We start from the raw sequence: 19,303 nt of genomic DNA on the forward strand, positions 1-19,303 counted from the left end.
CACCACCTAACACAAGACGAACGGTATGAGGCCGTCCGCCACGTTCCATGTGCGACTCAGGGGGAGGACCTGACCATGACAACGACTTTGACAATGACCTTGAAGACTTTGAAATCCGCCGCGACAGGCGTTGCGGCCGTGGCCGCCATCGGCGCCGCCGGCATCGGCGTGACGTCGGCCGCATTCGTCCCGGCTGGCGCCGATCACGTGCAGCTGGCCGCGGTCGGCGCGCCGCTGCCGCAAGACCCGCCGCCCCCGCCGCCCTTGCCGGGCCAACTGCCCACCCCGGAGCAGCTATCCACGCTGTGCACCCAAGTAACCGACCCCGGCGTCAACTACAGGGACAAGGTCAACTTCGTTGAAAACGGCATCCCTCAGAACGAGGGTATGGTCGCCGATCACGACCTGAGGAAGGCCTACCGGAACGGGAACTTTCCGGAGACGTTCGCCGTGACCAACATTGCGCCGGCCGGCCCGAACATGGCCCAGGCCGATGTGGCCATCTCGGGTCCGAAGTTCGCCGGGCCGGTCACCAAGCACCTCGTGTTCATCAATCAAGGTGGCAACTGGGTCCTGCAGCACGACGCGGCGCTCGCTCTGATTCAGGCATCGACCGCGACGGGCTAACGGCACCGGAATTCTGGGCGTCTACACAGCGAGCGCATAGATTGGACACACATGCGCTGGCCTAGAGTAAGCGTGCCCATGGAAGGGGGACGATGAAAACCGTCAAGTTCTTTGCCACCGGCGTGGCAACCGTGGCCGCCATCGGGGGAGCGGCAACCGCCATCGCTTTCGCCGCGGCGCCAAGCGATCTGGCCTCGGTCCAGCTGGCCGCGGTCGGTGCGCCGCTGCCGCAGGATCCGCTGCCGCCCGCGCCACCGGTTCCGGGTGCCAACGTCCCGACCGCCGACCAGTTGACCAGCGTGCTGACCAGCCTGGCCGATCCCAACGTGTCGTTCTCCAGCAAGAGCAATCTGATTGAAGGCGGCATCAGCGGGATCGAAGCGCACGTCGCCGACAAGAGGCTGCAGAAGGCGGCGAAGAATGGCGACCTGCCGCTGTCGTTCGACGTCACCAACATCCAGCCGACGGCGTCCGGTTCGTCCACCGCGGATGTCGCGGTCTCCGGCCCCAAGCTGACGTCGCCGGTGACGCAGAACGTCACGTTCATCAGTCAGGGCGGCGGCTGGGTGCTGTCGCGGGCGTCGGCGATGCAGTTGCTGCAGGCCGCCGGTCAGTGATCGTCGCGCAGCGCGCCTAGGTCCAGTTTGGCGATGCGCGCCGGGTCGGCCAGCACATCGATGGCCGCGATAAGCCCGTCGCGCACGACGAATCCCATGATCGCCGTGGCGTGTCCGCCGACGAAGATGACCGCGCCCGCGGCGCCGTTGACGGTCGCGGCCCGCGCCTCGCGCTCGGGGCCCGCGTAGCTGCGGGCCAGCTTGGCCACCGAGGCCGCGCCGTCGGCCCGGAAGCGGGCCGTCCCGGCGCCGAAGTCGCCGCGCAGCACCACGTCGGGATGCAGCACCGATACCAGCCGGTCGAAGTCGCCGCTGCGTCCCGCGGCGAAGAAGGCGTCGACGGCTTCGCGTTGCGCGGTGAGGTTGCCGTCGGGAACCGGGTCCGCCTGCTCGATGCGGCGGCGTGCCCGGCTGGCCAGCTTGCGGGTCGCCTCCGGCGTCCGGTCGACGATGGGTGCGATCTGGTCGAACGGGACGGTGAAGACGTCGTGCAGCACGAACGCCAGCCGCTCCGCCGGCGGCAGCGTGTCCAGCACCACGAACAGCGCCAGGCCCACCGCGTCGGCCAGCATCGCGCGGTGTTCGGGATCGGACTCGCCGACCGGATCGACGATCGGATCCGGCAGATGGGCGACCAATTCCTCCCGGCCGCGGGCGTGGCGGTCGCGCAACATGTTCAGGCAGATGCGGGCCACCACGGTGGTCAACCAGGCGTCGAGGTTGGCGATGCCGTCCGCGCCGCTGCGACGCAGCCGCAGCCACGCTTCCTGCACGGCGTCCTGAGCATCGTCGATCGAGCCCAGCATCCGATATGCGATGGCGCCCAGCTGTGGTCGGGCCGCCTCGAAACGCTGCGTCAGTGACGCATCGACGGTCACGCGCGGCCGGCCCCACGGTTCGGCTCGGGCAGGGCGCAGACCCGGTTGCCGGAAAAGCCGGACGACCCGATGCCGAGCGCGATGTTGAACCGGGCGCGAAAGTTGCCCAGGTTGATGACGTGGGTGAGCGCGACGAGTTGGGGCGTGTCGAAATGGGCGCGCAGCGCGTCGAAAAGCTCATCGGTCACTTCGACGGGGGTGCGGCTGATCGCGGTGGCGTACTCCAAGATCAGCTTGTCGACGTCGGAGAAGCACGAGGCGTTCTGGTAGTCGGCCATCGCCAACAGCTCCTCGTCGGTGATTCCCCATTGGCGGGCGATCTGCGATCCCAGGTCGATGCAGTACTCGCAGCGCACCGTCGTCGCCGCCTTCAGCTCGGCCAGCGCGCGCTCGCGCGGGCTGAGGACGTCCAGCTTGGACTCGGCCATCTCGAGCTTGCCGATGGCGCTGAGCAATCGGGGGATGTGCGCATAAATCCGCAGCGGTTCCAGCATCCCGGCCGTTTCCAGGCCGGTCATCTGCGCCAGCTTGCGTCGGGTGAAGAAGAAGGCAATCTTGGCGCCCAGGCCGGCGTCGCGATCCGACACTCCCTTGAGTCGGGGCATGGCGGTCCTCCTTGAATGTCGTCCTTACTAGGTCGACACCTGGCGACGCTCAAACGTGACCGGGTCCCCTTCAACGGCTAGGTCTGCTGGCTCAGCGGCAAATCCATGTCGAACACCCGGGCATGCAGCACGGTGCGATTCCGCAGCGCGGCGCGCACCGCGCGATGCAGGCCGTCCTCGAGATAGGTGATGCCTTTCCACCGCACCGCGTGCGGAAAAAGGTCGCCGTAAAAGGTGGAGTCCTCGGACAGCAGCCGGTCCAGTGCGAGCACCGTGGTCGTGGTGACCAATTCGTCGAGCCTGATCTGCTGCGGCGGAATCTGGGACCACTCCCGGTACGAAAGTCCGTGCTCGGGATAGGGCTTACCGTCGCGCACGCCCTTGAAAATCATTGGTGGATCTTCCGCGACGCGTCGCCCGGGCCCGACGAATGCATGTGGGACAGGCTAGCCGGAAAATCGTCGGCGGCTGGCGCCGAGGCCCGCTCTTGGCAGTTCGCGCCTCTTGAGACCGTAAAATGGACGCGATCAAGGAGGTGGACGTCGATGGGAAGCGCGGACGAGCGTCGCTTCGAGGTGTTGCGTGCCATCGTCGCCGACTTCGTCGCGACCAAGGAACCGATCGGCTCCAAATCACTGGTGGAACGCCACAACTTGGGCGTGTCCAGCGCCACGGTCCGCAACGACATGGCGGTGCTGGAAGCCGAGGGCTACATCGCCCAGCCCCACACCAGCTCCGGACGGGTGCCCACCGAGAAGGGATACCGCGAGTTCGTCGACCGGCTCGACGACGTCAAGCCGCTGTCGTCGGCCGAGCGGCGCGCGATCCAAAGCTTCCTCGAGTCCGGCGTTGACCTCGATGACGTCCTGCGCCGTGCGGTGCGCCTGCTGGCTCAGCTGACCCGTCAGGTGGCCGTGGTCCAATACCCGATGCTGTCGACTTCGACCGTGCGCCACCTGGAGGTGATCGCCCTGACGCCCGCGCGGCTGCTGATGGTGGTCATCACCGACTCCGGCCGGGTCGACCAGCGCATCGTCGAACTCGGCGACGTGATCGACGATCACCAGCTTTCGCAACTGCGTGAGATGCTCGGCCAGGCCTTGGAAGGCAAACGGCTGGCGGCGGCCTCGACCGCGGTGGCCGATCTCGCCAGCCATCTCGAGGGTTCCGGAGGCTTGGGCGACGCGGTTGGTCGTTCGGCGACGGTGTTGCTCGAGTCCCTGGTGGAACACACCGAGGAACGCCTGGTGATGGGCGGCACCGCCAACCTGACCCGCAACGCCGCGGACTTCGGCGGTTCGCTGCGGTCGATCCTGGAGGCCCTCGAGGAGCAGGTGGTGGTGCTGCGGTTGCTGGCGGCACAGCAAGAAGCCGGCAAGGTGACGGTGCGCATCGGTCACGAGACGGCGGCCGAGCAGATGGCGGGCACCTCGATGGTGTCCACCGCCTACGGCACCATCGACACGGTGTACGGCGGCATGGGTGTGCTGGGGCCCACCAGGATGGACTATCCGGGAACTATCGCCAGCGTGGCCGCGGTTGCTCTCTATATCGGTGAGGTCCTGGGTGCTCGATGACTGCGCACCGCGACAATTTGTGGATAGCCGCGTAGGCGCGGCGTAAGAAAGGTCAGGCGTGGCACGCGACTACTACGGGCTGCTCGGCGTGAGCAGAAACGCCAGCGATGCGGACATTAAGCGCGCGTATCGCAAGCTGGCGCGCGAACTGCATCCCGACGTCAACCCCGATGAGGCCGCGCAGGCGAAATTCAAGGAGATCAGCGTCGCCTACGAAGTGCTCAGCGATCCGGAGAAACGCCGGATCGTCGACCTGGGTGGGGATCCGCTGGAAAACGCCGCCGCCTCGGCCGGAGGGTTCGGCGGTTTCGGCGGTTTGGGCGATGTCTTCGAGGCCTTCTTCGGCGGCGGCTTCAGCGGAGGGGCCACATCACGCGGTCCCATCGGCCGGGTGCGGCCCGGCTCCGACTCGCTGCTGCGGATGCGGCTGGACCTCGAGGAGTGCGCGACCGGCGTGACCAAGCAGGTCACCGTCGACACCGCGGTGTTGTGCGACCGCTGTCAGGGCAAGGGCACCAACGGCGATTCCGCGCCGATTCCCTGCGACACCTGCGGTGGCCGCGGAGAAGTGCAGACGGTGCAGCGTTCGCTGCTGGGCCAGATGGTGACGTCGCGGCCGTGTCCGACCTGCCGCGGCGTCGGGGTGGTCATCCCCGACCCGTGCCACCAGTGCATGGGCGACGGCCGGGTGCGGGCGCGTCGGGAAATCAGCGTCAAGATCCCCGCCGGCGTCGGCGACGGCATGCGCGTCCGGCTCGCCTCCCAGGGGGAGGTTGGGCCCGGGGGAGGGCCCGCCGGCGACCTGTATGTCGAGGTGCACGAGCAGGCCCATGACATCTTCGTTCGCGACGGCGACGACCTGCACTGCACGATTTCGGTGCCGATGGTCGACGCGGCGCTGGGCACCACGGTCACCGTTGACGCCATCCTCGACGGCATGAGCGAGATCACCATTCCCCCTGGCACGCAACCGGGTTCGGTCATCACGCTGCGTGGCCACGGAATGCCGCACCTACGCTCCAGCGCCCGGGGCAATCTGCACGTTCACATCGAGGTCGTGGTTCCGACAAGGCTGGACCACCAGGACAGCGAACTGCTGCGCGAGCTGAAGAACCGCCGCAGCCGCGAGGTGGCCGAGGTCCGCTCGACGCACAGCGGCGGTGGGCTGTTCAGCCGGCTGCGCGAGACCTTCACCGGGCGCTAGCCACAGTCGAACGGACCGCGCACATGGTGGCGACGCTGTTCTACATCGACGCACTGCCCGACGCCGGGGCGCTGGCCGTCGTCGACGGCGAGGAAGGATTTCACGCCGCCACCGTGCGCCGGATCCGTGCCGGCGAGCAGTTGGTGCTCGGCGACGGATCCGGTGGCCTGGCCCGCTGCGTGGTCGAGCACGCCGGGCGCGACGGGCTGCGTGCCCGGGTGCTGGAGCGCTGGTGCGTCGCGCCCGCACGGCCCTCCGTGACGGTGGTGCAGGCGCTGCCCAAGTCCGAACGCTCGGAGTTGGCGATCGAACTCGCCACCGAGGCCGGCGCCGACGCGTTCCTGGCCTGGCAGGCGGCCCGGTGTGTGGCCAATTGGCAAGGCGCCCGCGTCGACAAGGGGCTGCGGCGCTGGCGTGCCGTCGCACGGTCCGCGGCCCGCCAATCCCGTCGGCCGCGCATCCCGGCGGTCGACGGCGTGCTATCCACTACCGCGCTGACGCAGCGGATCCGCGACGAGGCGGCGGCCGGCGCAAAAGTTTTGGTGTTGCATGAGTCGGCGACCGATGGACTCACCGATGTCGCTGTGGGACAGGCGGATTCGGTGTTACTCGTAGTCGGCCCGGAGGGCGGTATCGCGCCCGACGAGCTTGCGGCGTTGACGGACGCGGGCGCGGTGGCGGTCCGGCTCGGCCCGCAGGTGCTGCGGACGTCGAGCGCGGCCGCCGTGGCGCTGGGCGCGCTGGGCGTCCTGACCGGCCGATGGGACGATCCGGCGAGCCTGTAATTTTGCAGGCCCCTACTCGCACTTTCCCTGCGAAATTACAGCCTCGCGATAGCGGGCCGCCGCGACACGGACCGATCGCGTCAGAACACGCTCAGCTGCCTCGCGAGTTCCAGGTTGGATTTGCTCCCTTCGGCGTGCACGCCGAGGGCTTCCCAGGTGCCGCGTTGGGTGACCCACTGCACGAATGCGTCGGAGTCCGAAGTGATCTGGGCCGTCACGTCGCCATCGCCGAGGCGAAGCGTGCGGTTGCACACGCCGGTGAGGCGGATCTCCATCGCGTCATCGATGCGCTCGAGTAGGTCAGCGTTCTGTTGGGGCAACGATGCCTCGATCCAGTCCAGCGTTGGTTCAAGCCGCAATCCGTCGGAGGCGGGGGGTGGGGCGTGCAGCGGGCCGTGCGGCTCGAAGAGGTCGTATCTGATGTGCACGTAGTGCTCGAAGGCGAAAGCCGTTGGAATGACCGACGCGGGATAGGTCCCGACATCGCCAAGGGGTACCTCGAAGTCCTGGCCCTCGGCCGCGGCGAGGAACTCAAGGCCCTTCGAGCTGACCGATTCGTAGTCGGCCACGATTTCTTGGGTAGTCATGGACCGACGTGACTCGACATATAAATCGGCAGCGCGCTCCGCGGGTAGGCCTGCGGGATCGGGCAACTGCGACGGGTCCACCGCCAGCCAGAAACTGCACGCCATGTGGGACACCACGTCCTGCACCGACCATCCCGGACAGCCGCTGGGCTGGGCCCAGGCCGAGTCCGCTAGCAGCGGGAAAGTTGCCAGCAGCGCCGTGCGGTCCGCCTCGACGGCTTTTATCGCAGAGCTCATCTCACCGTGTTCCTTCCCTTGACTCGATCTCGCGCATCCAACTGCTATCTTTGGGGCCAAGATTCATACGGTATGTACGAACCTACATACGGTATGTATGAAAGGCAAGATGAATTGAACGAAGACCGCCGGACTCAAGCTGCGCGTTCCGCGGAAACACGTGAGGCGCTGGTTGCCGCCGCGCGGCCGTTGTTCGCCACGCAGGGTTTCGCTGAGGTGGCTTTGGAGGCGATCGTCCGCGCCGCGGGCGTTACGCGCGGCGCCTTGTACCACCATTTCGCCGACAAGACCGAGCTGTTCGCGACCGTGTTTGAGCAAGTCGAGGGCGAAGTGGCCGCCCACATGGGTGAAGCGATCGCCGCGGCCGGAGAGACCGACCCGGTAGAGGTCCTGCGCCTTGGCGCCGCATTCTGGTTGGACGCCTGCTCCGATCCCGAAATCCAGCGCATCGTGCTGGTGGACGCCCCGGTGGTGCTCGGCTGGACGCGGTGGACCGAGATCGGCAATCGCTACAACGCCGGGATGGTGCGCGCGCTTCTGGCTAACGCCGTCGAGATCGGCCGCATCCCGCCGCAACCCGTCGAGGCGACCGCGCTGACGATGCTTGGCGCCATGCGCGAGGCGACCCTCTTCGTGGCGCGCGCAGATGATCCCGCACAAGCGCGCCGGGATGCCGGCGCCGTCATAGACCGGTTGATCCGGGCCCTTGCCGCAAGCGACGGTGGCTAGGGGCAGAACGCCGAGACTTTGTTGTGTCGCCAGCCTCGAATACGCTGCTGAGAGCTGACCATCCGGGGCGCCGGGCGTAGACTGAGTCAGCTGAGCAAGCCCCTGATCAAGCCGAGGAAGTAGGCATCGGAAACCACGTGACGCCACGCGAGACCAGCGCCGCTGACGCATCGGCCTCTGCTCAGGTTCGCAGCAGCATCGATGTTCCGCCCGATCTCGTCGTGGGCTTGTTGGGTTCGGCCGACGAAAATCTGCGGGCACTGGAACGGATGCTCAACGCCGACCTGCACGTGCGCGGCAACACCATCACCCTGTCGGGTGAGCCGGCCGACGTCGCGCTCGCCGAGCGGGCGATCTCCGAGCTGGTCGCCATCGTGGCAAGCGGTCAGCCGTTGACACCCGAGGTGGTGCGCCACGGCGTCGCCATGCTCGTGGGCACCGGCAACGAGTCACCGGCCGAAGTGCTCACGCTGGACATCCTGTCGCGCCGCGGTAAAACGATCCGGCCCAAGACGCTGAACCAAAAGCGTTACGTCGACGCGATCGACGCCAACACCATCGTCTTCGGTGTCGGCCCGGCGGGCACGGGGAAGACGTACCTGGCCATGGCCAAGGCCGTGCACGCACTGCAGACCAAGCAGGTGACGCGCATCATCCTGACCCGGCCCGCCGTGGAAGCCGGTGAGCGCCTTGGCTTTTTGCCCGGCACGCTAAGCGAGAAGATCGATCCGTATCTGCGGCCGCTGTATGACGCGCTGTACGACATGATGGATCCCGAGCTGATCCCAAAGTTGATGTCCGCGGGGGTAATTGAAGTGGCGCCGCTCGGATACATGCGCGGCCGCACCCTCAATGACGCGTTCATAGTGCTCGACGAGGCGCAGAACACCACGGCCGAGCAGATGAAGATGTTCCTCACCCGGCTGGGCTTCGGGTCGAAGGTCGTCGTCACCGGGGACATGACACAAATCGACCTGCCAGGGGGCGCCAGGTCGGGCCTGCGATCGGCGGTCGACATCCTCGAAAGCGTCGACGACATCCACATCGCCGAGTTGACCAGCGCGGATGTGGTGCGCCACCGGCTGGTCTCCGAAATCGTCGACGCCTACGCCAGATACGAGGAGCCCGGCTCTGGGCTGAACCGGGCGGCTCGGCGGGCCTCCGGCGTCCGCAGTCGTCGATGATGGTGCCATGAGCATCGAGGTATCCAACGAGTCGGGCATCGACGTCTCCGAAGCGGAATTGGTCAGCGTCGCACGATTCGTCATCGCCAAGATGGACGTAAACCCCAGTGCCGAGCTGTCGATGGTGCTGTTGGACACCGCGGCGATGGCCGACCTGCACATGCGCTGGATGGACCTGCCCGGTCCGACCGACGTGATGAGCTTCCCGATGGACGAGCTCGAGCCTGGGGGCCGCCCCGACGCGCCCGAGCCGGGGCCGTCGATGCTGGGCGACATCGTGCTGTGCCCGGAATTCGCCGCCGAGCAGGCCGCCGCGGCGGGGCACAGCCTCGGACACGAGTTGGCGCTGCTGACCATCCATGGCGTGCTGCACCTGCTCGGCTACGACCACGCCGAACACGACGAAGAAAAAGAGATGTTCGCGTTGCAGGAGCGGCTGCTCGAAGAGTGGGTCGCCGAGCAGGTCGAGGCCTACCAGCAGGACCGCCAGGAGGAACGGGACCGCCGGTTGCTGGACAAGTCAAGGTATTTCGACAATTGACCGGTTTGTCTCAGCTGCTCGGCGCGATCGCGCTGATCGCGCTGGGGGGCCTTTTCGCCGCGATCGACGCCGCGATCAGCACGGTGTCGCTGGCCCGGGTGCAGGAGCTGGTGCGCGACGAGCGGCCCGGCGCGGTCGCGCTTTTCCGGGTGATGTCCGAGCGGCCGCGCTACATCAATCTGGTGGTGCTCCTGCGGATCATCTGTGAGATCACCGCGACCGTACTGCTGGTGGTGTTCCTCTACGACAACTTCGGCATCAAGTGGGCACTTTTCGGCGCCGCGACCACCATGGTGGTGACCAGCTTCGTCGTCATCGGGGTCGGCCCGCGCACCCTCGGCCGCCAGAACGCGTATTCCATTTCGTTGGCGACGGCCCTTCCGCTGCAAGCACTCTCGTGGCTGCTGATGCCGCTCAGCCGGCTGCTGGTGGTCCTGGGTAATGCGCTGACCCCGGGCCGCGGGCTGCGCAACGGGCCGTTCGCGTCCGAGATCGAACTGCGCGAGGTCGTCGACCTCGCCCAACAGCGCGGCGTGGTGGCCGCCGACGAACGCCGGATGATCCAGTCGGTCTTCGAACTCGGTGACACCCCGGCGCGCGAGGTGATGGTGCCGCGCACCGAGATGATCTGGATCGAAAGTGACAAGTTCGCCAGCCAAGCCACGAACCTGGCGGTCCGTAGCGGGCATTCCCGTATACCGGTGATCGGCGAGAACGTCGACGACATCGTCGGCGTCGTGTACCTGAAAGACCTTGTCCAACAGACGTTCTTGTCGGCTGACGGCGGGCGGGACACCAAAGTCTCGCAGGTGATGCGCCCGGCGGTGTTCGTGCCGGACTCCAAGCCGCTGGATGCGCTGCTGCGGGAAATGCAGCGCGACCGCAACCACATGGCGCTGCTCGTCGACGAGTACGGCGCCATCGCGGGCCTGGTCAGCATCGAAGACGTGCTGGAAGAAATCGTCGGCGAGATCGCCGACGAGTACGACCACGAAGAGACCGCGCCGATAGAAGACCTGGGCGACAAGCGGTTTCGGGTCTCCGCGCGGCTGCCGATCGAAGACGTCGGCGAACTTTACGACCTGGAATTCGACGACGACCTCGACGTCGATACCGTGGGCGGTCTGCTGGCACTGGAATTGGGCCGGGTTCCGCTGCCGGGCGCCGAAGTCGTCACACATGGCCTGCGGCTGCGGGCCGAGGGCGGACCCGATCATCGCGGACGGGTCCGGATTGGCACCGTTCTGCTGAGCCCGGCCGAACCCGTAGTGCAGGAAGGCGAACAGGATGGCTGAACGGCTGGACGACGAGGACGCGAAGCTGGTGGTGTTGGCGCGGGCCGCGATGGCCCGCGCCGAGGCCGACGGCGCCGCCGCCGTGCGCGACGTCGATGGCCGCACGTATGCGGCCGCGCCGGTGAGCTTGTCGACGTTGCGGCTGACGGGTCTGCAGGCCGCGGTGGCCGCCGCCGCATCCAGCGGGGCGACCGGCCTGGAGGCCGCGGTGCTGGTGGCCGCCTCCGCCGACGATCCCGGCATCGCCACGGTCCGCGAATTGTCCCCGACGGCGGTGGTCATCCTCACCGACCGTGACGGGAACGTGTTGTGACGGTGCGCGCGCTCGCCCATGACTGAATTCCATTCCGGCTTCGTGTGTTTGGTCGGCAGGCCGAACACCGGCAAGTCGACGCTGACGAACGCTCTGGTCGGCACCAAGGTGGCGATCACCTCGAAGCGGCCGCAGACCACCCGCCACACCATTCGCGGCATCGTGCACCGGGAGAACTTCCAGATCGTTCTCGTCGACACCCCCGGCTTGCACCGGCCGCGCACGCTGCTGGGCAAGCGGCTCAACGACCTGGTCCGCGACACCTACGCCGAGGTCGACGTCATCGGGTTGTGCATCCCGGCTGACGAGGGGATCGGCCCCGGAGACCGCTGGATCGTCGACCAGATTCGTTCGGTCGCGCCGAAGACCACGCTCGTCGTCGTCGTCACCAAGATCGACAAAGTGCCCAGGGACCGGGTGGCCGCGCAGCTGGTCGCGGTCAGCGAACTGGTCGACGACTCGGCCGAGATCGTCCCGGTGTCGGCGGTGACCGGCGCCCAGGTCGACGTGCTGACCGACGTGCTGGCCGCTGCGCTCCCGGTCGGCCCGGCCTACTACCCCGACGGGGAGTTGACCGACGAACCAGAAGAGGTTCTGATGGCCGAGCTGATCCGTGAGGCCGCCCTGGAGGGAGTTCGCGATGAGCTGCCGCATTCGTTGGCCGTGGTGATCGACGAGGTCAACCCCCGCGACGATCGTGACGACCTGATCGACGTGCACGCGTTGCTCTACGTCGAGCGGGACAGCCAGAAAGGCATCGTCATCGGCAAGGGCGGCGCCCGGTTGCGGGAGGTGGGCACCGCGGCGCGCGGTCAGATCGAGAAGCTGCTCGGGACGAAAATCTATCTCGACCTGCGGGTCAAGGTCGCCAAGAACTGGCAGAGTGACCCCAAACAGCTTGGCCGGCTTGGGTTTTAGCGCCGCTCAATCGCGTGACGGCGGCCCGTGCTGCCACCACACCACGGGTTGCTTGCTCACCCATCCGCAGACCGCCTCCAGCTCGGCGGCGAGCGAGATCAGCATGCCCTCGCTGTTGGCCGGGCCCATCAGCTGCACACCGATCGGCAGGCCGTCGGAGGTGAACCCCGCGGGCACGTTGATCGACGGCCAGCCCAGCACGTTCCACGGCCAGGTCAGCGGGCACGCCGCGATCATGGCGCGGTCGGTGCCCCAGCCGCTCAACCGGTCGAACGAGCGCGCCAACGGGGCCGGCTGCGCGGTCGTGGGGGCCAGCACCACGTCGACGATGTCGAAGATCGACCCCACCCGGCGCTGGGCCGCGGCCTCATGGAGGCGCGCGCTGCGCAGGATCGCCTGCCCCAGCACGTGGCCCATGCGCATGTTGGCCAGCGTGCGGGGGTCCCAGTTGACCCCGTCGCCCAGCCGTTCTTCCCAATCCCGAAGGCCCGCGGTGGACCGGGCGAGGAAGTCCCACGACAACCGCAGCCCGTAGTCCGGATTGCCGGTCTGGACGCTGTGGCCCAGCAGCTCGAGTTGCCTGGCCACACTCCGGGTCGCGGCCAGGATCTCGGGGTGCAACTTGGGCCGAAAAGCGGTGTAGGGGAATCGGGTTGACACCGCGATGTTCAGCGGACCGGGCGCGATCCCGACGTAGTCCGACGCCTTGATCGGGGGCGGCTTGTGCCGGTCGCCGTCGACGTTCCCGGACGCGGCGTCCAGCACCAGCGCGGCATCGGCCACGGTGCGTGCCAGCACGCCGTTGACCGTGATGCCGTTGAACGCCTCCGGCAACGGCCAGGTGGAGATCCGGCCGCGCTGCGGCTTGATGCCCACCAGGTGGGTCCACGCGGCGGGGATCCGGATGCTGCCGGCACCGTCGGAGCCGATAGCGGCGGTGACGAGCCCCGCGGCCACGGCGGCGGCGCTGCCGCCGGACGACCCGCCCGGGGTGTGCCGCCGCGACCAGGGGTTGCGGGTGTGTCCGAACCCGGGTCCGCTGGTGAACGGCCATTGGCCCAGTTCACAGGTGTTCGTCTTGCCGACGATCACCGCGCCGGCCGCCTTCAGGCGGCGCACCACCTCGGCGTCGTGGGTGGCCGGGGGGACATACCCCTCGGTGCCGAAGGCGGTCGGCACCCCGGCAACGTCGACGTCGTCCTTGACCGCGATCGGGATGCCCAGCAGTGGCGCGGTGTCGCCGGCGGCCCGCCGCCGGTCGGCCTCGGCGGCGTCGGCCAGCGCCGACTCGGTGAGCACCACGCGGAACGCGTTCAGGGTGGACTGACTGAGGTCGATGGCGTGCAGGGCGCGGCGGACCAATGTGACCGACGTCACCGAGCGGCTGGCAAGCTGATAGAGCAGGTCGGTCAGCGTGGGCAGGCGCTGGCTACGGGACCCGAAAGCGGACCCGGAAACGGACTCAGAAGCGCCAACCACGGGGTACGAGACTAACGGCGCGGATCCCCGCAATGTCGCGGCGGGGTGCAAAACTATGGTGATGCGGCTGTATCGAGACCGGGCTGTTGTGCTGCGCCAGCACAAGCTCGGCGAAGCCGACCGGATCGTGACCTTATTGACACGCGATCACGGGCTGGTTCGCGCGGTGGCCAAGGGTGTTCGCCGCACCCGCAGCAAATTCGGCGCACGGCTGGAGCCCTTCGCGCACATCGATGCGCAGCTGCACCCCGGGCGCAACCTCGACATCGTCACCCAGGTCGTTTCCATCGACGCGTTCGCCACCGACATCGTCAGCGACTACGGCCGATACACCTGCGGATGCGCGATGCTGGAAACCGCCGAGCGCCTCGCCGGTGAGGAGCGGGCACCCGCCCCGGCCCTGCACCGGCTTACCGTGAGCGCGCTGCGGGCGGTGGCCGACGGACACCGCCCTCGTGACCTGCTTTTGGACGCCTATCTGCTGCGTGCCATGGGCATCGCCGGGTGGGCACCGGCGCTGACCGAGTGCGCTCGGTGCGCTACGCCCGGTCCGCATCGGGCATTTCATATCGCCGCCGGGGGCAGCATTTGTCCGCAGTGCCGCCCGGCCGGTGCCACCACACCGCCGCTGGGCGTCCTGGACCTGATGTCCGCGCTGCACGACGGCGATTGGGAGGCCGCCGAGGCGGCGCCGCAATCCCACCGAAGCTATGCCAGCGGATTGGTCGCCGCGCACCTGCAATGGCATCTGGAGCGGCAGCTCAAAACGTTGCCGCTGGTGGAGCGCAACTATCAGATCGACAGGCAGATCGCCGAACGGCGCGCGGCGCTGATCGGGCAGGATGAGGCCTGTGGTTAAGTACCGGGTCACCGGGTCCCGGCGAACGGCCGAGCGCAAGCGCAAGTCCACCGACTTCCCGCAGCTACCCCCCGCGCCCGACGACTATCCGACCTTTCCCGACAAGTCGACATGGCCCGTTGTCTTCCCGGAGCTGCCGCCCGCTGCCGACGGCGGCCCCTGCCGGCCACCGCAGCACGTTTCGAAGGCGGCCGCGCCCAGGATCGAGGCCGACCGATTGCCCAATCACGTCGCCATCGTCATGGACGGCAACGGCCGCTGGGCCACCCAACGCGGGCTGAGCCGCACCGACGGCCATAAGGCGGGCGAGGCCGTCGTGATCGACATCGTCTGCGGTGCAATCGAACTCGGCATCAAATGGCTCAGCCTGTACGCCTTCTCCACCGAAAATTGGAAGCGGTCTCCCGAGGAAGTCCGCTTCCTGATGGGATTCAACCGCGACGTGGTGCGCATGCGCCGCGTGAACCTCAACACGATCGGGGTGCGGATCCGCTGGGTGGGTTCGCGGCCGCGGCTGTGGCGCAGCGTGATCAACGAATTGGAGATCGCGGAGGCGATGACGCGCAGCAATGACGTCATCACGGTCAACTACTGTGTGAACTACGGTGGTCGCGCCGAAATCGCCGATGCGACAAGGGAAATCGCGCGTCTCGTGCAGGCGGGCAGGCTGAACCCCGAGCGGATCAGCGAGGCGACGATCGCACGTCACATGCAGCGGCCCGACATTCCCGACGTGGATCTTTTCCTGCGGACTTCGGGGGAGCAGCGCTCCAGCAATTTCATGCTGTGGCAGGCGGCCTACGCCGAGTACATCTTTCAGGACAAACTGTGGCCGGACTACGACCGGCGCGACTTGTGGGCCGCCTGCGAGGAATACGCGGAACGCAATCGACGGTTCGGGAGCGCCTAGTGCCATCACTGCAGGAGCGCCTCGCCTCGATTCTCCGCGACGTGCTGCCCGTCGAGGACGAAGCCGACGGCGCGCTGACGGTTCACCACGACGGCACGTTCGCGTCGCTGCGGGTGGTGAACATCGCCGAGGGCCTCGACCTGGTGTCGCTGACCCAGATCCTGGTGTGGGACCTGCCGTTGACCAAGAAGGTCAGCGATCTGGTGGCCAAGCACGCGCGCGACAGCAACTTCGGCACCGTGACCCTCGTCGAGAAGGTCAGCGACAAGGCGGTGCAACGCAACTCGGGCAAGGGCGCGGCGAAGACCGCGGATGTGATGCTGCGGTACAACTTTCCCGGCGCGGGGTTGGCCGACGACGCCCTGCGCACCCTGATCTTGCTCGTATTGGATACCGGCGCCGAGATACGTCGGTCGCTGACGGCCTAGGACACCGCCGCTGCGGTGGGCGCGACATCTTCGAAAGCGCCGCTCCGCAGCAGTGTGCCAAGCAGTTCTTGGTCGTGGTACGCCGGCCGGGTCGTGTCGATGAACCGTTCGACAACCTCGACAAAGCGATCGGGATGGTCGTGATGCGGCTGGTGTCCGGACTTTTCGAAGATCTCCAGGCGCGAACCGGGCATCGCCGCGTGGGCCGTGTGGGCATGGTCCACCGGGATGATCAAGTCGTCTTCGCCCCAAATTATCTGCACCGGAACGGTTTGCATGAGGTAGCTGCGATCCAGCATGGTGACGAACTGGCCGCGGCTGTCCACCACCGATCGCAGGGTGCGTGCGAACGCCGCCAGCGCGGCGGGGTCCTGGAAGCCCTCGAGCAAGTTCACGGTATCGACGGCGTCGCGCCCGAATTTGGTGGAACCCAAAAGGGTTTGAATGGCGCGGCCAACGACTCGCATAACGGGCAGCGCGCCCGGCAAGCGCACCATGGCCAGCGCCTCGCTGCCCATCGGCCGCGCGGCCAACCGCAGTGCGAAGCTCACGTCCTGCGCGACGCCGCCGGCACTCACCAGCACGATGCGCTCCACCAGCTGGGGATACTGATAGGCGAATTGCGCCGCGACGCCGCCACCGAACGAATGCCCGACGACGGTCACACGGTCGATACCGAGCACGGCGAGCAGGTCGCGCATGCCGTTCGCGAAGGCCGCCAACGAGTAGTCGGCGCGCGGCTTGTCGGACTCGCCGTGGCCCAGCAGGTCAGGCGCGATGACCGTGAACCGTTGCGCAAGCTTGGCGTGCACGGGCCCCCACGACGCGGATTTGTCGCCGACGCCGTGGATCAGCAGCAGAGCCGGTCCGGACCCCGCAATCCGGAAGGCGCGGCGGTAGCCATGGATCGTCCGGAACTGCAGCGACGGCGTCTCGACGTCGCGCACCGGCCGCAAGTGGGGCGATAGCTGGGTCCGCATCGTGTGCTCACTTCCCTTGAGGTGATGTCTCGGCCCGTGGGCCACTCATGGGTAGGAGCACGCGGCGGACGCGTGGCGGACACTTTTTTGCCGAACTTTTTTAGGACCGGCAGTCCGAGCAGGTGCCGAAGATCTCGATGGTGTGGCTGACCTCGGAGAAGCCATGTTTGGCGGCCACCTGTGCCGCCCACTCCTCGACCTCGTGGTCGCCCACCTCGATGGTGGAGCCGCAGCTGCGGCACACCAGGTGGTGGTGATGGTGCTCCGAGCATCTGCGGTAGACCGATTCGCCGGTATCGGTGCGCAGCGTGTCGACCATCCCCGCCGCCGCCATCGACTGCAGCGTCCGGTACACGGTGGTCAGCCCGATGTTTTCCCCGCGGCGGCGCAGCTCGTCATGCAATTCCTGGGCCGAGCGGAATTCGTCGAGCGTCTCCAACAACGTCGAAATCGCCGCCCGCTGACGGGTGGACCGGACAGTCGCTCCTGTCACTGCGTGTCCTCGCTCGCGTGCGCGACCGCGTCGACAACGATGTGCGCGAGGTGGTGGTCGGCAAGGCGGTAGAGCACTTCGCGGCCCGATCGCTCCCCGGCGACCACGCCCGCGGCCTTGAGAATCTTCAGATGCTGGCTCACCAGCGGCTGCGGCACGCCCAGGGCATCGACCAGTTCGTGGACACAGCGCTGGGATTGGCGCAATTGCAGCACGATCGCGATCCGAACCGGTGCGGCCAGCGCACGCAGCAGCTCGCCGGCGGCGTCGAGGATCTCCCTCGGCGGCGGCACGGGGTAGTCGCCGAATTCGGTGTGCTCATGGGCAGCCCCGCCGAGATCCGCGGTCGACGGGCCGTCGGCCGCCGTCGGCGTTGAGGAGGACATCACCATGGGAGGGTCATCACCTCGAGAGGTCCCGGGTCGTAGGAGCGCCTGCCGGTGGAAGGGCGATAGGCTTCTTCCACTGTCACATGCATGATGACGCATGTCAAAGACCGCGGGCCTGGTCGATACCATGACTGATGTTTTGCGCGCGGCGGTCGATCGCCGCATGCGTCCGCCCGACCCGGAAAGGGAGTGCACCACCCCGTGGCGTCCGTCATCGACACCGTAGTCAACCTGGCCAAACGGCGCGGCTTCGTCTTCCCCTCGGGTGAGATCTACGGCGGCACGAAATCGGCGTGGGACTACGGGCCGCTGGGCGTGGAACTCAAAGAGAACATCAAACGGCAGTGGTGGCGGTCGGTGGTCACCGGCCGCGACGACGTCGTCGGGATCGATTCGTCGATCATCCTGCCGCGGCAGGTCTGGGTGGCCTCCGGCCACGTCGAGGTGTTCCACGACCCGCTGGTCGAGTGCCTGAACTGCCACCACCGGCACCGGCAGGACCACATGCAGGAGGCCTACGCGGCGAAGAAGGGGATCGACGACCCCGAATCGGTGCCGATGACCGAGATCGTCTGCCCGGACTGCGGCACCAAGGGCCAGTGGACCGAGCCCCGCGAATTCAACATGATGCTCAAGACGCATCTCGGGCCCATCGAGACCGAAGAGGGGCTGCACTATCTGCGCCCCGAGACCGCCCAGGGCATCTTCGTCAACTTTGCCAACGTGGTGACCACCGCCAGGCGCAAGCCGCCGTTCGGCATCGGTCAGATCGGCAAGAGCTTCCGCAACGAGATCACCCCGGGCAACTTCATCTTTCGCACCCGCGAGTTCGAGCAGATGGAGATGGAGTTCTTCGTCGAGCCGTCGACCGCGCGGGACTGGCATCAATACTGGATCGACACCCGCCTGCAGTGGTATGTCGACCTCGGCATAAATCCGGACAATCTGCGCCTATTCGAACACCCCAAGGACAAGTTGTCGCATTACTCCGATCGCACCGTCGACATCGAATACAAGTTCGGATTCGTCGGCAATCCGTGGGGCGAGCTGGAAGGCGTGGCCAACCGAACCGACTTCGACTTATCAACGCACGCAGAACATTCCGGCGCCGATCTGTCTTTCTACGACCAGGTCACCGATACCCGGTATACGCCGTATGTCATCGAACCGGCGGCCGGCCTGACCCGGTCGTTCATGGCGTTCCTGATCGACTCCTACACCGAGGACGAAGCCCCGAACGCCAAAGGCGGGATGGACAAGCGGACGGTGCTGCGCCTGGACCCGCGGCTGGCACCGACCAAGGCCGCGGTGCTGCCGCTGTCACGGCACGCCGACTTGAGCCCCAAGGCGCGTGACTTGGCCGCCGAATTGCGCAAATGCTGGAACATCGATTTCGACGACGCCGGCGCCATCGGGCGCCGTTACCGCCGCCAGGACGAGGTCGGCACGCCTTTCTGCGTGACGGTGGATTTCGACTCACTCGAGGACAACGCAGTCACCGTTCGTGCGCGCGACGACATGACACAGGAGCGCATTGCGATGGACGCCGTCGCCGATTACCTGGCCGCGCGGCTCAAAGGCAGCTAATCCGCATATTTCCCACGGTTTGGCGGCCGGACCGGTAACGCCAACTGCGTCGCAATTAATTGGCGAAAGTCCAGCCCTTTT

General features: G+C 67.2%; 23 protein-coding genes. 15 read left to right on the top strand and 8 right to left on the bottom strand.

Annotation, left to right across the window (positions count from 1 at the left end; all coding sequences use genetic code 11):
* The first annotated feature begins 99 nt into the window (after positions 1–99).
* Positions 100–627: a hypothetical protein gene (locus ACQI5H_RS19320; protein ID WP_427080976.1), complete on the top strand. Its 528-nt coding sequence runs from the start codon at positions 100–102 to the stop codon at positions 625–627.
* Between the two features lie 92 nt (positions 628–719).
* Entirely contained in the window at positions 720–1,244 is a 525-nt protein-coding gene (locus ACQI5H_RS19325) for a hypothetical protein (protein WP_427080936.1), read from the top strand.
* Here ACQI5H_RS19325 and ACQI5H_RS19330 read toward each other — a convergent pair.
* The 3 genes from ACQI5H_RS19330 to ACQI5H_RS19340 form a co-directional block, all read right to left on the bottom strand.
* A complete protein-coding gene (locus ACQI5H_RS19330; protein ID WP_427080937.1) occupies positions 1,238–2,122 on the bottom strand; it encodes a sigma-70 family RNA polymerase sigma factor in 885 nt (294 codons plus the stop codon). The genes ACQI5H_RS19325 and ACQI5H_RS19330 overlap by 7 nt on opposite strands.
* Complete coding sequence (locus ACQI5H_RS19335; RefSeq protein WP_427080938.1) at positions 2,119–2,727, bottom strand: carboxymuconolactone decarboxylase family protein; 609 nt, start codon at positions 2,725–2,727, stop codon at positions 2,119–2,121. The genes ACQI5H_RS19330 and ACQI5H_RS19335 overlap by 4 nt, the downstream gene beginning before the upstream one ends.
* A 77-nt stretch (positions 2,728–2,804) precedes the next feature.
* Positions 2,805–3,119 carry a type II toxin-antitoxin system VapB family antitoxin gene (locus ACQI5H_RS19340; protein ID WP_076064663.1) on the bottom strand — a complete coding sequence of 105 codons (315 nt, stop codon included), beginning with the start codon at positions 3,117–3,119 and terminating at the stop codon, positions 2,805–2,807.
* Positions 3,120–3,272: 153 nt separating this feature from the next.
* Between ACQI5H_RS19340 and hrcA the strand changes: the two genes are divergently transcribed.
* The 3 genes from hrcA to ACQI5H_RS19355 are packed head-to-tail and all read left to right on the top strand — an operon-like array spanning position 3,273 to position 6,293.
* Entirely contained in the window at positions 3,273–4,304 is a 1,032-nt protein-coding gene (gene hrcA / locus ACQI5H_RS19345; RefSeq protein WP_427080939.1) for a heat-inducible transcriptional repressor HrcA, read from the top strand.
* Positions 4,305–4,362: 58 nt separating this feature from the next.
* The gene (gene dnaJ / locus ACQI5H_RS19350; protein ID WP_427080940.1) at positions 4,363–5,508 is read left to right on the top strand and encodes a molecular chaperone DnaJ; all 1,146 of its coding nucleotides are present in this window, start codon (positions 4,363–4,365) and stop codon (positions 5,506–5,508) included.
* 23 nt (positions 5,509–5,531) lie between these two features.
* The gene (locus ACQI5H_RS19355; protein WP_427080941.1) at positions 5,532–6,293 is read left to right on the top strand and encodes a 16S rRNA (uracil(1498)-N(3))-methyltransferase; all 762 of its coding nucleotides are present in this window, start codon (positions 5,532–5,534) and stop codon (positions 6,291–6,293) included.
* Between the two features lie 80 nt (positions 6,294–6,373).
* Here the strand turns inward: ACQI5H_RS19355 and ACQI5H_RS19360 are convergent, their stop codons facing one another.
* Complete coding sequence (locus ACQI5H_RS19360) at positions 6,374–7,117, bottom strand: maleylpyruvate isomerase family mycothiol-dependent enzyme (RefSeq protein WP_427080942.1); 744 nt, start codon at positions 7,115–7,117, stop codon at positions 6,374–6,376.
* A 93-nt stretch (positions 7,118–7,210) separates the two neighbouring features.
* Here ACQI5H_RS19360 and ACQI5H_RS19365 point away from each other — a divergent pair, with 93 nt between their 5' ends.
* The 6 genes from ACQI5H_RS19365 (at position 7,211) to era (ending at position 12,097) form a co-directional block, all read left to right on the top strand.
* Complete coding sequence (locus ACQI5H_RS19365) at positions 7,211–7,846, top strand: TetR/AcrR family transcriptional regulator (protein WP_427080977.1); 636 nt, start codon at positions 7,211–7,213, stop codon at positions 7,844–7,846.
* Between the two features lie 137 nt (positions 7,847–7,983).
* Positions 7,984–9,030, top strand: coding sequence for a PhoH family protein (locus ACQI5H_RS19370; protein WP_427080943.1), 1,047 nt, complete (start codon positions 7,984–7,986; stop codon positions 9,028–9,030).
* A 7-nt stretch (positions 9,031–9,037) separates the two neighbouring features.
* Positions 9,038–9,571 (top strand): rRNA maturation RNase YbeY, encoded by a 534-nt coding sequence (ybeY, locus tag ACQI5H_RS19375; protein WP_076064668.1) that lies wholly within the window; start codon positions 9,038–9,040, stop codon positions 9,569–9,571.
* A complete protein-coding gene (locus ACQI5H_RS19380) occupies positions 9,568–10,866 on the top strand; it encodes a hemolysin family protein (RefSeq protein ID WP_427080944.1) in 1,299 nt (432 codons plus the stop codon). Before ybeY ends, ACQI5H_RS19380 begins: the two co-directional genes overlap by 4 nt.
* Positions 10,859–11,179: a cytidine deaminase gene (locus ACQI5H_RS19385; RefSeq protein ID WP_076124383.1), complete on the top strand. Its 321-nt coding sequence runs from the start codon at positions 10,859–10,861 to the stop codon at positions 11,177–11,179. The genes ACQI5H_RS19380 and ACQI5H_RS19385 overlap by 8 nt, the downstream gene beginning before the upstream one ends.
* An 18-nt stretch (positions 11,180–11,197) precedes the next feature.
* Positions 11,198–12,097, top strand: coding sequence for a GTPase Era (gene era, locus ACQI5H_RS19390; RefSeq protein WP_427080945.1), 900 nt, complete (start codon positions 11,198–11,200; stop codon positions 12,095–12,097).
* Between the two features lie 6 nt (positions 12,098–12,103).
* On the opposite strand, the gene ACQI5H_RS19395 is transcribed toward era, so the two are convergent.
* Positions 12,104–13,576, bottom strand: coding sequence for an amidase (locus ACQI5H_RS19395; RefSeq protein ID WP_427080946.1), 1,473 nt, complete (start codon positions 13,574–13,576; stop codon positions 12,104–12,106).
* Between the two features lie 61 nt (positions 13,577–13,637).
* Here ACQI5H_RS19395 and recO point away from each other — a divergent pair, with 61 nt between their 5' ends.
* From recO to ACQI5H_RS19410, 3 genes are read left to right on the top strand one after another with little or no spacing between them, the layout of a single operon-like run.
* The gene (gene recO / locus ACQI5H_RS19400) at positions 13,638–14,435 is read left to right on the top strand and encodes a DNA repair protein RecO (RefSeq protein ID WP_427080947.1); all 798 of its coding nucleotides are present in this window, start codon (positions 13,638–13,640) and stop codon (positions 14,433–14,435) included.
* Entirely contained in the window at positions 14,419–15,345 is a 927-nt protein-coding gene (locus ACQI5H_RS19405; protein ID WP_427080948.1) for a decaprenyl diphosphate synthase, read from the top strand. Before recO ends, ACQI5H_RS19405 begins: the two co-directional genes overlap by 17 nt.
* Entirely contained in the window at positions 15,345–15,773 is a 429-nt protein-coding gene (locus ACQI5H_RS19410; protein ID WP_427080949.1) for a hypothetical protein, read from the top strand. Before ACQI5H_RS19405 ends, ACQI5H_RS19410 begins: the two co-directional genes overlap by 1 nt.
* Here ACQI5H_RS19410 and ACQI5H_RS19415 read toward each other — a convergent pair.
* The 3 genes from ACQI5H_RS19415 to ACQI5H_RS19425 all read right to left on the bottom strand — a co-directional run bounded on the left by ACQI5H_RS19415 (position 15,770) and on the right by ACQI5H_RS19425 (position 17,638).
* Positions 15,770–16,753: an alpha/beta fold hydrolase gene (locus tag ACQI5H_RS19415; protein WP_427080950.1), complete on the bottom strand. Its 984-nt coding sequence runs from the start codon at positions 16,751–16,753 to the stop codon at positions 15,770–15,772. The genes ACQI5H_RS19410 and ACQI5H_RS19415 overlap by 4 nt on opposite strands.
* A gap of 100 nt (positions 16,754–16,853) precedes the next feature.
* Positions 16,854–17,246, bottom strand: coding sequence for a Fur family transcriptional regulator (locus ACQI5H_RS19420; RefSeq protein ID WP_427080951.1), 393 nt, complete (start codon positions 17,244–17,246; stop codon positions 16,854–16,856).
* Positions 17,243–17,638, bottom strand: a complete 396-nt coding sequence (locus ACQI5H_RS19425) for an ArsR/SmtB family transcription factor (protein WP_427080952.1) — start codon at positions 17,636–17,638, stop codon at positions 17,243–17,245. The genes ACQI5H_RS19420 and ACQI5H_RS19425 overlap by 4 nt, the downstream gene beginning before the upstream one ends.
* A gap of 186 nt (positions 17,639–17,824) precedes the next feature.
* Here ACQI5H_RS19425 and ACQI5H_RS19430 point away from each other — a divergent pair, with 186 nt between their 5' ends.
* Positions 17,825–19,222 (top strand): glycine--tRNA ligase, encoded by a 1,398-nt coding sequence (locus ACQI5H_RS19430; RefSeq protein ID WP_427080953.1) that lies wholly within the window; start codon positions 17,825–17,827, stop codon positions 19,220–19,222.
* Positions 19,223–19,303 lie beyond the last annotated feature (81 nt).

The organism is Mycobacterium heidelbergense (assembly GCF_050205645.1).
GTDB classification, from domain to species: domain Bacteria; phylum Actinomycetota; class Actinomycetes; order Mycobacteriales; family Mycobacteriaceae; genus Mycobacterium; species Mycobacterium heidelbergense_A.

Bases quoted from the DNA above. Each gene is read 5' to 3' on its own strand.
- ACQI5H_RS19325 (WP_427080936.1), top strand. From the start codon at position 720: ATGAAAACCGTCAAGTTCTTTGCCACCGGCGTGGCAACCGTGGCCGCC.
- ACQI5H_RS19335 (WP_427080938.1), bottom strand. From the start codon at position 2,727: ATGCCCCGACTCAAGGGAGTGTCGGATCGCGACGCCGGCCTGGGCGCC.
- ACQI5H_RS19340 (WP_076064663.1), bottom strand. From the start codon at position 3,119: ATGATTTTCAAGGGCGTGCGCGACGGTAAGCCCTATCCCGAGCACGGA.
- hrcA (WP_427080939.1), top strand. From the start codon at position 3,273: ATGGGAAGCGCGGACGAGCGTCGCTTCGAGGTGTTGCGTGCCATCGTC.
- ACQI5H_RS19355 (WP_427080941.1), top strand. From the start codon at position 5,532: ATGGTGGCGACGCTGTTCTACATCGACGCACTGCCCGACGCCGGGGCG.
- ACQI5H_RS19360 (WP_427080942.1), bottom strand. From the start codon at position 7,117: ATGAGCTCTGCGATAAAAGCCGTCGAGGCGGACCGCACGGCGCTGCTG.
- ACQI5H_RS19365 (WP_427080977.1), top strand. From the start codon at position 7,211: ATGTATGAAAGGCAAGATGAATTGAACGAAGACCGCCGGACTCAAGCT.
- ybeY (WP_076064668.1), top strand. From the start codon at position 9,038: ATGAGCATCGAGGTATCCAACGAGTCGGGCATCGACGTCTCCGAAGCG.
- ACQI5H_RS19385 (WP_076124383.1), top strand. From the start codon at position 10,859: ATGGCTGAACGGCTGGACGACGAGGACGCGAAGCTGGTGGTGTTGGCG.
- era (WP_427080945.1), top strand. From the start codon at position 11,198: ATGACTGAATTCCATTCCGGCTTCGTGTGTTTGGTCGGCAGGCCGAAC.
- recO (WP_427080947.1), top strand. From the start codon at position 13,638: ATGCGGCTGTATCGAGACCGGGCTGTTGTGCTGCGCCAGCACAAGCTC.
- ACQI5H_RS19405 (WP_427080948.1), top strand. From the start codon at position 14,419: ATGAGGCCTGTGGTTAAGTACCGGGTCACCGGGTCCCGGCGAACGGCC.
- ACQI5H_RS19415 (WP_427080950.1), bottom strand. From the start codon at position 16,753: ATGCGGACCCAGCTATCGCCCCACTTGCGGCCGGTGCGCGACGTCGAG.
- ACQI5H_RS19425 (WP_427080952.1), bottom strand. From the start codon at position 17,638: ATGGTGATGTCCTCCTCAACGCCGACGGCGGCCGACGGCCCGTCGACC.